This is a genomic window from Enterococcus sp. DIV2402, from assembly GCF_017426705.2.
GTDB lineage: Bacteria > Bacillota > Bacilli > Lactobacillales > Enterococcaceae > Enterococcus_F > Enterococcus_F lowellii.
The window spans coordinates 1,609,621-1,622,325 of sequence record NZ_CP147251.1 but is presented as its reverse complement, the minus strand read 5'-3'; the positions used below and the strand labels follow the sequence as shown (position 1 = coordinate 1,622,325).

At 34.6% G+C, this 12,705-nt stretch carries 8 protein-coding genes; all 8 read right to left on the bottom strand.

The genetic code is table 11. From position 1 onward, the window contains the following. Positions 1 to 2 precede the first annotated feature (2 nt). Positions 3 to 1,142 (bottom strand): glucose-1-phosphate adenylyltransferase subunit GlgD, encoded by a 1,140-nt coding sequence (gene glgD, locus DOK78_RS07885; protein ID WP_207940873.1) that lies wholly within the window; start codon positions 1,140 to 1,142, stop codon positions 3 to 5. After that, on the bottom strand, positions 1,132 to 2,274 hold the full coding sequence (locus DOK78_RS07880) for a glucose-1-phosphate adenylyltransferase (RefSeq protein WP_207940874.1): 1,143 nt from the start codon (positions 2,272 to 2,274) through the stop codon (positions 1,132 to 1,134). Before DOK78_RS07880 ends, glgD begins: the two co-directional genes overlap by 11 nt. Next, a complete protein-coding gene (gene glgB / locus DOK78_RS07875) occupies positions 2,271 to 4,268 on the bottom strand; it encodes a 1,4-alpha-glucan branching protein GlgB (RefSeq protein ID WP_207940875.1) in 1,998 nt (665 codons plus the stop codon). The genes DOK78_RS07880 and glgB overlap by 4 nt, the downstream gene beginning before the upstream one ends. A gap of 544 nt (positions 4,269 to 4,812) precedes the next feature. Further along, entirely contained in the window at positions 4,813 to 5,628 is an 816-nt protein-coding gene (locus DOK78_RS07870; RefSeq protein WP_207940876.1) for a DUF1803 domain-containing protein, read from the bottom strand. A 57-nt stretch (positions 5,629 to 5,685) separates the two neighbouring features. Continuing rightward, complete coding sequence (locus DOK78_RS07865) at positions 5,686 to 6,612, bottom strand: manganese-dependent inorganic pyrophosphatase (protein ID WP_207940877.1); 927 nt, start codon at positions 6,610 to 6,612, stop codon at positions 5,686 to 5,688. 246 nt (positions 6,613 to 6,858) lie between these two features. Next, on the bottom strand, positions 6,859 to 7,626 hold the full coding sequence (gene pflA / locus DOK78_RS07860; protein ID WP_207940878.1) for a pyruvate formate-lyase-activating protein: 768 nt from the start codon (positions 7,624 to 7,626) through the stop codon (positions 6,859 to 6,861). A gap of 59 nt (positions 7,627 to 7,685) precedes the next feature. Next, the gene (pflB, locus tag DOK78_RS07855; RefSeq protein ID WP_207940879.1) at positions 7,686 to 9,965 is read right to left on the bottom strand and encodes a formate C-acetyltransferase; all 2,280 of its coding nucleotides are present in this window, start codon (positions 9,963 to 9,965) and stop codon (positions 7,686 to 7,688) included. 264 nt (positions 9,966 to 10,229) lie between these two features. Continuing rightward, the gene (gene parC / locus DOK78_RS07850; protein ID WP_207940880.1) at positions 10,230 to 12,695 is read right to left on the bottom strand and encodes a DNA topoisomerase IV subunit A; all 2,466 of its coding nucleotides are present in this window, start codon (positions 12,693 to 12,695) and stop codon (positions 10,230 to 10,232) included. Positions 12,696 to 12,705: the final 10 nt, after the last annotated feature.

The window sequence follows — 12,705 nt, the reverse complement described above, 5'->3', positions numbered from 1 at the left end:
TTCTAACCTCCAATAATATCTGCTGTTACATGCGTTCCTTTTTTAACAACGATTGGTTTTTCTGGTGTGCCAATAATCTTCACACCTTCTTCTACAACAATATTTTTATCTAAAATTGCGTAGCTAACTTCTGCATTTGATTTGATTGTATTACTTGGGAAAATTAATGATCCAGTAACTTTTGCACCTTCTGCAATATCGCTACCACGACCGATAATAGAATCTTCTATTTGACCTTCAATCATACATCCTGTTGCAAATTGACTGTTATTAACAATCGATGTTTCAGAATAATATGTTGGTACTTCATTTTTCATTTTTGTATAAACTTTTTGGCTTGAATACAATAACGACGTGAATTTTTGAGTATCTAACATATCCATATTTGCTTGATAATAAGATTGAATATCATAAATGTTGTTCAAATAGCCTGTGTATTCATAAGCATACGTACTTTTTGAAATACGTTCACGTAAGAAACTTTCAACATTTCCTAAAATATTTTTAGATTGTTTCTCAAGTAAAATTTCAATTAATTTTTCTGTTTTGATAATAAAAATATCCGCACATAGATTTACAACATCTTGTATTTCGGTATCTTTCACTAAAGAAGTTTTATCAATCAGGTTATCTTCGCCTAAGTTAATCACAATGTCTTCTTTATATAAAAGACTCTTAGGTACACGTTTATAAACAACCGTCATGTCATTGCCATGTGCTTGATGAATGTGTAATAAAGCTCGTAAATCAATATTCACTAAGATTTTACTACCCATATATACCGCATATTCAGATTTTGATTTTTTCAAATAATCAATAACTAAATCATAATAACTACTATTGTTGTCAGCACGACGGATAAAATCTTGATAAATATGAATGAAGAAGCGGTTTTGAATACCATCTAAACTCCATTCTTTTCCGCCACCAATATGGTCAAATACGGATTGTGTTTCACCTTCATTAAACACCATAAACAATGATTTAATATTTGCATTTGCAATACTAGATAAATTGAAATCAAGTAAACGATACTTACCATCAAACGGTAAAGTAGATAGTGGACGATTTGCAGTTAATGGTAATAAATCATCATAACGATGCAAATTTCCAACAAGCGCACACATTTTATTAGTCCTCATCAACAGTCACTCCAATCACTTCAGAATAGCCAACCACAGCAATTTCTTCTGTTCCATCGATTACAGCATTATCGCCAATAATCGCATCTTCCCCAATAATTGCTTTGTGGATTGATACATTTTTACCAATTGTTGCACCAGACATCACGATACTGTCTGTAATTTTTGCACCTTCTTTTACTTGTACATCATCTGATAAGACACTGTGATTAACATCCCCTGCAATATAGCAACCATCAGAAATCAAGGAGTTTTTCGCTGAGCCAGTTTCCGTAACGAAATGTGGTGGTGAAATTGGGTTTTTAGAATAAATACGCCATGCTTTATCACGAATATTTAATTCCATGTCAGGACGTAAAAATTCCATATTTGCTTCCCATAGAGAATCAATTGTACCCACGTCTTTCCAATATCCATCAAAACGATAAGCAACCACTGTTTCACCGCTATCTAGGTAAGCAGGAATAACGTGTTTACCAAAGTCATTCATTGAACTATCTTTTGCATAACTTGTCGTTAAAATATTTCTTAAACGACCCCAGTTGAAAATGTAGATCCCCATTGATGCAAGGTTACTCTTTGGTTCGTCTGGTTTTTCTTCAAATTCAATAATACGATCATTATCATCTGTATTCATAATACCGAAACGAGACGCCTCTTTCATTGGTACTTCAATAACAGCAACTGATAAAGAAGCATTGTTACGTTTATGATTTTCAAGCATTTCTTCATAATCCATCTTGTAAATATGGTCTCCAGATAGGATTAAAACATATTGTGGATCTAATTGATCTAAATAAGAAATATTTTGATAAATCGCATGCGCTGTTCCTTCAAACCATTTACTACCTTCAGAACTTGAGTAAGGTTGTAAAATAGTTGCACCTGCATTAATTCCGTCTAAGCCCCAACTTGCACCATTTCCAATATGATGATTTAACGCCAAAGGTTGATACTGTGTGACTACACCTACATTATTAATTCCTGAATTTGCACAATTACTTAAAGTAAAATCGATAATACGATATCTTCCTCCAAAAGGAACTGCGGGTTTAGCCATATTTTTGGTTAATTTGCCAAGTCGCGTACCTTGCCCTCCCGCAAGAATCATGGCTACCATTTCTGTTTTCATTTTTTCGGTGAAGAATTCACCTTGCCCCCTTTCAACTTACTTGCTTGTATTTCATTTGTTGCTGTTATTCCGTTAGTTACTTTTGTTGCTTTTTTGACTTTTTTCTTTATTCGTACATTAACATCTTTCGGACGAATAATTAGTGCGCCTAATGCTGGTAAAACGGTTTGAACTTGATAATCAAATTGCTTAAATGATTGCTCAATCGTTTGCATATCATCATTATTTTTAGTCCACGTTCCGCCAAACTCCTCCATTTCTGTATTAAGTATTTCTTGATACGTACCTGGATAAGGAACACCTATTACAAAATCATGTCGTTCTACCGGTGCAAGATTTAAAACGACAATCAAGAAATCTTTTTTTGTTTTGCCTTTACGAATAAAAGAAAGGACCGTGTCCTCTAAATTATCTGCGTCGATAATTTCAATTGTTTCACGACTGTCTTCTAATTCCCATAAGGCAGGCTCTTTTTCATAGAAGTGATTCAATGTACTTGTAAAGTGTTGCATTTTGAGGTTCATGTCATCGTCTAAGTTTTCCCATTCCAATTGCTCATCATATTTCCATTCGAGAAATTGTCCGAATTCGCTTCCCATAAAGAGAAGTTTTTTCCCAGGATGCGTCATCATATACGTATACATATTTCGTAAATGCGCAAATTGCTTATACCGATCTCCCCACATTTTATGCATCAAACTTTTCTTTCCATGAACAACTTCATCATGAGAAAAAGCTAATATATAATTTTCATTCATCATATACATAAATGAGAATGTCAATAAACGAAAGTTATCTTTGCGGAATAATGGGTCCATCTCGTAAAAACGTAAGACGTCATTCATCCATCCCATATTCCACTTATAATCAAATCCTAACGCATCATTTTCGATTAATCCTGTAATTTTGGTTTCAGAGCTACTCTCTTCCGCCATCATAATTGTTGCGGGATATGCAAGTTTAATTACGGCATTTAATTTTTGTAAGAAATAAAATCCTTCAAAATTCCGATTACCACCTTCATGATTTGGTGTCCAAGGTCCATCATCGTAGTCTAGATATAACATGCTTGAAACTGCATCTACACGTATCCCATCAATATGGTACATTTCAAGCCAAAACAAAGCACTTGAGATTAAAAAACTTTGGACTTGTGGTTTTCCTAAATCAAAACAAATAGTACCCCAGCGATTATTTTTCGCTCGGTTCGGATCTTCATACTCAAATGTCGGTGTACCATCATAATAAGGTAATGTATCATCGTTAATACAAAAATGACCTGGAACCCAATCGACAAATACGCCAATATTGTTCAAATGACATTCCTCGACAAAATCTTGGAATTCTTTTGGTGTACCGTAATACGAAGACAATGCAAAATAACCGGTCAATTGATACCCCCAAGACATACCTAGTGGATGTTCCATCAATGGCATAAATTCAATGTGGGTATACCCCATTTTTTTCACATAAGGAATGAGTTCATCTTTTAAATCAGCAAATGAATATGGTGTGCCCTCTGAATGTTGTTTCCACGAACTTGCATGGACTTCGTAAATGTTTAATGGACGTTTAAATGTATTACGTCTTTTTTGTCGTCCACGCCATAAACCATCCTTCCAAGTTTTAGTTGGAACCGTATGCAAGACTGCTGCCATACCAGGGCGCTCTTCAAACCGGATAGCAAAGGGATCGATTTTCATAATCTCCCGTCCATCGGCTTGACGAATTTTAAACTTATATTTTTCGCCTTCTTTAGGAAGAGAAGTTGCTACTTCCCAAATCCCTGATACTTCGCGCATTTCCATAGGCAAAGAATCGTCCCATTCGTTAAAATCGCCAACTAACCATACTTTTTGTGCATTTGGTGCCCAAACACGAAAAATATAGTTCTCTCCTTCTTTGTGCACTCCCAATAAATGTTGAGCGTAAAAATTTTCTCCGGTTAAAAATCGTTGTTCAGCTTCTAAAAACTTTTTGTCTTTCACACTCATGCAAAAACTCCTAACCGCTTTATAAATAAATAACTATTAATGCTAAAAATAAAAAAAATCGAAAAGCCATGTAACCCTATTGTCTTTTGATTTCTAATACAATTATATCATATTTTTAATCTTTTAAAATAAAAATTAACAACATTATTTAAAATAACGCAGGAATAATATTATTTAAAATTCTCAATAAAAAAATGTTATTTACGGAAAAATTTTCATTTTTCAAGAATGAATTTTAAAACTTATTTCCTTTCATTTTTCACAAAAAAACGCTATGAAAACATTGTCAAAACAACTATTGAAAATAGTTTCATTTCAAAAGTAAAAAAAATGCATTAAAACACGAACATTTTTTCTTAACATTTTCACAAAACAATAAAAATATTATCAAAAAATTTTTTTCAATGAATAACCTCTACTGATAAAAATAACTAGAATAAATGCATTTTGGGTGATTTTTATAGATTAGATAACACTTTAAAGAGAAAGCACTTACATTAAAATCAAATTAAAATTATCTTTTTATTAAAAAAGAACGCTTTATTTAGCGCTCTTCTTTAATAAAAATGCTTGTTGTTGCTGTGACATTCAATTCAGTCATCACTTTTGCTAGAATAATTCGCTTCATAATGACAGATAATTGATTAAATTGAGGTTGCATTTCAAATGAAGACGCTGAGCTATATACTGGCACGCATAATTCTAAAGGTTCCGTTTTGTGAATTAAACCAAACTTTCTCATCGATTCAATAAAAATGCTTTCTCGGATTCGTCTGCGCTGTACCAATATTTTTTCAATAACCACCTGAACTTGATCCAAATAATACTTTGGATCTACATCACCGATTAATTGTGCTACTTCTTTATAGACTGGTTCTATTGGCTTGGTTCGTAAATTACTAAAATAACGCGGCAATGTTAGCGGCCATTCTTCGACGGAAAGCGAAGCTACTGTCAAATTTTCATTAGAAAGTGAATCGTAATACGCTAAAGGAATAGACGTCTCTATTCCACAAAATATTTCGGAATTATCATGAGGAAATAAAGCTTCTAAGAAAGCTATGCGTTCTCTTTTATTTTTTTCCGATGCACTTTTTACAATTGTTACCACCCAGTCATCTAATAATTTATTATCAATTTCGAGTATAGGGAAAGCAATAAAATAGCGTCGTTCTTTACGCTGAATTATTCCTTTTTTTATCAATTTTTCCAGTTTTTTCTCAACTTTATTCCCAAATACTTCTTTTAAATGTCGCAGGGTTGGAATTTCAGCTTCCAGCAAAGTGACTAATTCTGCAAAAAAAGGACTGCTTACTATTTCTGCCAACTCTGTATCAGATGTTTCATAAATAATTTTCATCTCTGTCTCCTACGAAAAAACACTTCGCAGAGTCAACTCTTCCGAAGTGTTTTTTGTTTAATTAAAACTTTCTGTTAATTGTGGAACTACTTGTTTTTTACGAGAAACAACTCCTGGTAAAAAAGCACGATTATTTTCTAATGTCACATTGAAAGCTTTTTCCACATTAATTTTTGGTTCACCAACAACTAACAATTCAGAATCGCTATCTAAAATGTTGGTTACCACTAATAAAAATAAATCATAGTTATTCTCTACATTTGCACTGCTCATCGCTGCTTCTAAATCTGTTTGACGTTCAAATACTTCTGATAAATCTACCGTATTTACTTGAGCGATACGAACATTTTTATCTCCCATTGGGAAACTTTTGGCATCTAAATCTAATAGTGTTTCAACAGACTTATCACTTAATTTTGTCCCAGCTTTTAACATTTCTAGTCCATACGCTTCTAAATCTACTTTTGCAATGGCTGCTAGAGCTTTCGCCGCTTGAACATCTTCTTCTGTGCACGTAGGAGACTTAAACAATAATGTATCTGATACAATTGCAGACAACATGATACCCGCAATCGCTCCTGGTACTTCGACGTTGTTTTCCTTGTACATTTTAAATACGATTGTACTTGTACATCCTACAGGTTCTGCACGATAATACAGTGGGTTTGCTGTCTCAAAGTTAGCAATTCTATGATGGTCAACTACAGATAAAATATTGACATCTGCAATATCTGCCACACTTTGTTGGAACTCGTTGTGGTCAACTAGCATCACGTCAGCTGTTTCATTTGCGACTGTTGCTACAACACGAGGTGCAGCTAACTCAAAATGGTCCAAGGCATATTGTGTTTCTTCACTTGGAGTACCTAATGCGACTGCTTCCGCATCTTTCCCTAAAGCTTTTTGTAATTCTGCAAAAGCAATTGCTGCACCAATGGCATCTGTATCTGGATTTTGGTGTCCAAAGACTAAAATTTTTGACATATACTTCGCTCCAATCTTTCAATTCATTGTTAATCATAGCAAAATCATCCAGAAATTTCCATATCTTTCCTTGAAAAGACGCGGATTATTTTAGAATATAATAAATGATGCCAATCTAAATAAACTATCCGAACTATATATGACAAGAAACATTCTGTCGTCCTTAATAACTTTTAGATAAGGATCCACTTGATTGTTCTTCATAGTTCGGATAGTTGATTATTTTGTTGCATTCTTATGAATAGATTACCGAGTCAAATAGCCCGTATATTGATTAACATGCAATAACTCTTTCGCATTGCTCACTCGGTCTTGACCTGGAGGCTCAATACCTTCTAAAGGATATTTAATTCCTAATTCGTCCCACTTGTATTTACCCATTGTGTGATAAGGTAACACTTCTACTTTATCGACGTTATTCAACGTTTGGATAAAATCGTCTAAGCGAATCAAAAACTCATCGTAATCACTCCGTTGAGGAACTAATACATGACGAATCCAAACAGGTTTCCCAATCTCAGAAAGATACTTAGCCATTTCTAAAATATTCTCATTGCTTTGAGTTGTTAATCGTTTATGCGCTTCATTATCAATATGTTTAATGTCAAACAATAATAAATCTGTATAATTCATTAACTCTTCAAATTTACTAAAAAACGGTTCTTCTCTAGTAAATGGCTTTCCACACGTATCTAACGTCGTATGAATCCCTTGTGCTTTTGCTTTTTTAAACAAATCAATCAGAAAATCTACTTGAAGCAACGGCTCACCACCACTTACAGTGATGCCACCTTTTTCTCCCCAATACGCACGGTATTTCGCAGCTTCTGCCAACACATCATCTGATGAGCGCAAAGCTGCTTTCGGATCATTGATTTTCCAAGTATCTGGATTATGGCAAAATTGGCAACGCATCCGACATCCTTGAGTGAATACGATAAAGCGGACACCTGGTCCATCAACTGTTCCAAAGCTTTCTGTAGAATGTATTCTTCCCATAACTGGAGTCGTCATATAAATCCCTCTCTCTTTACAAAAGAGAGTGACTACGCCACTCTCTTATTTTTTTATTCTTACAATTTACTATGTGATGTTCTTGCAATAACGTCTGCTTGTTGTTCAGGTGTTAAATCACGGAACTTCACAGCATAACCAGATACACGAATTGTTAAGTTTGGATATTTTTCTGGATGTTTTTGTGCATCTAATAGCAATTCATTTGTGAATACATTGACGTTTAAGTGGTAACCACCTTTGTCAAAATAACCATCCATGACATTGCGTAAATTATTAATTCTTGTTTCTTCATCTTTTCCTAAACCATTTGGATTGATGGTTTGTGTATTTGAAATACCATCTAGTGCATGTGTATATTCCAAACGAGCAGTTGAATTCAATGATGCTAATAGACCATTTTTCTCACCTAGGAATTTACCATCTTGATAACTTGGGTTGGCACCTGGAGCAAGTGGTTTACCTGCACGTCGTCCATCTGGTGTATTTCCAGTCGCTTTTCCATAAACAACATTAGATGTAATTGTTAATAATGAAGTTGTTGGACGAGAATTACGGTACGTATGTTGACGTTTAATTTGTGTCATGAAATAATCCAAAATCCAGTTCGCCATCTCATCAGCTTCTTCATTATCATTACCATAAGTTGGGAATTCATTTTGTGGAACATAATCGATTGCCATGCCATCTTCATCACGGATTACTTGAACATTTCCATGTTTAATTGCCATTACACTATCTGTGGCATGAGAAATCCCTGCAATACCAGTTGCAAAAGTACGTTTCAAATCAGAATCCATCAATGCTAATTGTGCAGCTTCATACGCATATTTATCGTGCATGTAATGAATTACGTTTAATGTATTTACATATAATTCAGCTAACCAATCCATAATATCTTTGAAGCGTTCCATAAATTCATGATAATCCAAAGTTTCACCAGTCATTGGGCGATATTTAGGACCCACTTGCATTTTTGTTTTTTCATCCATACCACCATTAATGGCATACAGTACAGCTTTTGCCAAGTTAGCACGAGCACCAAAGAATTGCATATCTTTCCCAGTAACTGTTGCAGATACACAGCAGGCAATTGCACAGTCATCTGATCCCCAGTTTGTTCGTAATAAATCATCATTCTCAAATTGAATAGAAGAACTTTCTTTTGCAATTTTAGCTGCATAAGTTCTGAAGCCTTCTGGTAAATGAGAAGAATATAAAACAGTTAAGTTTGGTTCTGGTGATGGTCCCATATTTGTTAATGTGTGTAAAATACGGAAATCGCTCTTCGTAACAAGTGAACGTCCGTCCATACCCATACCAGCAATTGATAACGTTGCCCAAATTGGGTAACCTGAGAATAATTGATTGTATTCTGGTGTACGTGCAAATTTCACCATACGTAATTTCATAATTAAATGATCAATCATTTCTTGAGCTTCAAATTCAGCAATCACACCGCGTTCTAAATCGCGTTGGATATAAATATCTAAGAATGCAGAAATACGTCCAATTGACATCGCTGCCCCATTTTGTGATTTAATGGCGCCTAAGTAACCGAAGTATAACCATTGGATTGCTTCTTGAGCATTTTCAGCTGGGCGAGAAATATCAAATCCATAAGAAGCTGCCATTTTCTTCAGATCATTTAATGCACGATATTGTTCTGTAATTTCTTCACGTAAACGAATAACGTCATCGGTCATCACTTTATTTCCAGTATTATCGTGATCTTTTTTCTTTTGTTCCATTAAGAAATCGACACCGTACAACGCCACACGACGATAGTCACCGATGATTCGACCACGACCATAAGCATCTGGTAGACCTGTAATAATTTTGTTTTTGCGAGCTAAACGCATTTCTGGCGTATATACATCAAAAACGCCTTGATTATGTGTTTTTCTCCACTCACTAAAGACTTTTGTCATTTCTTCATCTGCTTCATAACCGTTTGAAACTAACGCATTATTTGCCATGTTAATGCCACCAAATGGTTGAAATGCTTGTTTCAATGGCACATCTGTTTGCAAACCAACAATTTTTTCTTCTTCTTCAAGTAGATAGCCTGGTGCATGTGAGGTTAAAGTAGATGGGATATTATTATCCATATCATAAACCCCATTTTGCTGATGTTGCACTTCAAACAATTCTTGTAATTTTGTCCATAATTTATCTGTGCTAGGGGCAATTCCTTCTAAAAAGCTATCATCTCCGCGGTATTCTGTGTAGTTTGCTTGAATAAAATCACGAGTATTAATTTCTTTTTTCCATTGTCCGCCTTTAAATCCTTCCCAAGCAGTATTTAATCGTTCTGTTTTGTTTGTTACTGATGCCATTTTATGTTCCTCCTCAATTCCTGTTCATTGTAACAGCTCTACGTGAACAGTATAACACTTTAACGAAACTTTGCAAGCATTTACATATTTTTTTATTAACAAAAATATGTAAAATTTAATTAAAATTAACAAAAACATTGATTTAACAACATTTATATTTTGTGATTATTTTATCAAATGTCATTTTTTAAACTTGATAAAAATTGAACAATAAACCATAAAAAAGGGACTCTGTATTGATACAGAGTCCCTTTTCAGTGTTCATTATACAACAGTTTCGTCATTTGTAATTGATGGGTCTGTTATTTCGATAACTGATGTTACCTCGCCACCTTGTTTTTCATCCATGACAAAAGAACCATTTGAAGTACGATCATTTATAGCATAACTGTCTGTAGAAATCAGTTGTTCTTCCCCTTTTTGATTTTGCAGACGAAGCTGTCTATTCTCGCCATTCCCCATATAAACAATCCGATGCGGATGCGCTTTTAGCTCTCTTAAAATCATTAAACCACGTTTCGCACGACCTAATTGCGTTAATTCTTGGGCTAACATCCGTTTGACAGCCCCTCGCTGTGTAACGATAACAATTGGTGTATCCCCTTCAGAATAGACCAATGTACCATTTACAACCGAATCTCCTTCTTTGAGATTCATTGATTTAACACCTGCTGCTTTTGGTCCCACAACAGGTACTTCTGTTAATGGATAACGTAGACCAAAAGACTTTTCACTTGCTAAAAAGACATCTAAACTTTCCTCTTGATTAACCAAGAAGACATTTGTTAATTCATCTGTTTTTGATTTGAACTTAATAATTGTTGTCGGACGACTCTTATATGTTCGCCACGATTCAAATTCCGTCATACGTGTTTGTTTAATTAATCCTTCTCGACTAATTAAAACAAAATTCTTCAATGGATTTAATTCATTATACGTAAATACACCTAAAATGGACTCATCTACTGAGAAGTTCAAAATTGTTTGCGAGATGTGTTCGCCAATTTCTTTCCAGCGCATGTCAGGTAATTCATGGATCGGTCGATAAATCACATTCCCCTTATTAGTAATCAATAATAGATGATCCAGTGTATTTGCTGGTCCGGTATATAAAACATAGTCGCCATCTTTCATCCCAAGCTCTTCTGGTTTTGAAGCTGCATAAGATCGGAGACTACTGCGTTTAATATACCCTTCATGCGTAACAGATATCACGACATCTTCTTGGGGTACTAAGACTTCTGTTTCAATTTTGATTTCTTGAATTTCGTCTTCAATTCTTGTCAATCGCGCCTGACCATATTGTTTTTTAACTTCACGCAATTCTTTTTTAACTACTTTTAATAATTCAGTTTCATTATTAATAATTTTTTGCAGGTGAGCAATGATTGCGGCAAGTTCTTCTGCTTCTGCTTTTAATTGTGTGATATCGGTATTCGTTAAACGATATAGTTGTAACGTAACAATTGCTTCTGCTTGTACTTCTGTAAATTGATGTTCAATAATCAAGTTATTTTTGGCATCTTTTTTATCTTTACTTCCACGAATAGTTGCAATAACTGCATCTAAAATTGACAAGGCTTTAATTAAACCATCCACTATATGTTGTCTAGTTTCTGCTTTTGCAAGGTCATAGCAACTGCGTTTTAAGACGACACCACGACGATGCTTGATATAGCTTTCTAGAATTCGTTTTAATCCTACTTGCTGTGGACGCATTTCATCAATAGCAACCATATTAAAGTTGTAGTTGATTTGTAACTCCGTATTTTTGAACAAATAATTCAAAATTCCTTGAGCATTCACGTCTTTTTTCAATTCCACAACAATTTGTAACCCAGTTCGATCGCTTTCATCACGAACTTCAGCTATTCCTTCGATTTTTTTATTCAAACGAATTTCATCCATTTTCTTAACAAGAGTTGCTTTATTTACTTCATAAGGGATTTCATTAATAATGATTTGTTGCTTGCCGCCACGAATCGTTTCAATACGTGTTTTCGAACGTAAAATCACTTTTCCTTTGCCTGTTTCATAAGCTTTTTTGATTTCTTCTTTCCCTTGTAAAATACCACCTGTTGGAAAATCTGGACCTGGAATAAATTCCATCAATTTATCTAAAGAAGCTTGAGGATGATCAATCAAATAAATCGTTCCATTAATTACTTCATCTAAATTATGCGTTGGAATTTCTGTTGCATAACCAGCAGAAATACCGGTAGAACCATTTACTAGTAAATTGGGATATTTTGCTGGTAAAACAGTTGGTTCCTTTTCGGTATCATCAAAGTTCCAGACAAAATCGACCGTTTCTTTTTCAATATCTTTTAATAATTCACCACTTAATTGTGATAAACGTGCTTCAGTGTAACGCATCGCAGCAGGAGGATCTCCATCCATACTTCCGTTGTTTCCGTGCATTTCAATCAAGATTTCACGTAGTTTCCAATCTTGACTCATCCGAACCATTGCTTCGTAAATACTGCTATCGCCGTGAGGATGGTAGTTCCCCATAATGTTCCCGACAGATTTAGCAGATTTTCGAAACCCTTTTTCATGGGTATTCCCATCTTTATTCATCGCGAATAAAATCCTACGTTGCACCGGCTTTAAACCGTCTCGAATATCAGGTAATGCTCGTTCTTGAATGATATATTTAGAATATCTTCCAAAGCGATCTCCCATGACTTCTTCCAATGTTAATTCTTGAATATTGTTTGTGTGTTCCAAGAGATCACCT

Bases quoted from the DNA above. Each gene is read 5' to 3' on its own strand.
- glgD (WP_207940873.1), bottom strand. From the start codon at position 1,142: ATGAGGACTAATAAAATGTGTGCGCTTGTTGGAAATTTGCATCGTTAT.
- glgB (WP_207940875.1), bottom strand. From the start codon at position 4,268: ATGAGTGTGAAAGACAAAAAGTTTTTAGAAGCTGAACAACGATTTTTA.
- DOK78_RS07870 (WP_207940876.1), bottom strand. From the start codon at position 5,628: ATGAAAATTATTTATGAAACATCTGATACAGAGTTGGCAGAAATAGTA.
- pflA (WP_207940878.1), bottom strand. From the start codon at position 7,626: ATGACGACTCCAGTTATGGGAAGAATACATTCTACAGAAAGCTTTGGA.
- DOK78_RS07880 (WP_207940874.1), bottom strand. From the start codon at position 2,274: ATGAAAACAGAAATGGTAGCCATGATTCTTGCGGGAGGGCAAGGTACG.
- DOK78_RS07865 (WP_207940877.1), bottom strand. From the start codon at position 6,612: ATGTCAAAAATTTTAGTCTTTGGACACCAAAATCCAGATACAGATGCC.
- pflB (WP_207940879.1), bottom strand. From the start codon at position 9,965: ATGGCATCAGTAACAAACAAAACAGAACGATTAAATACTGCTTGGGAA.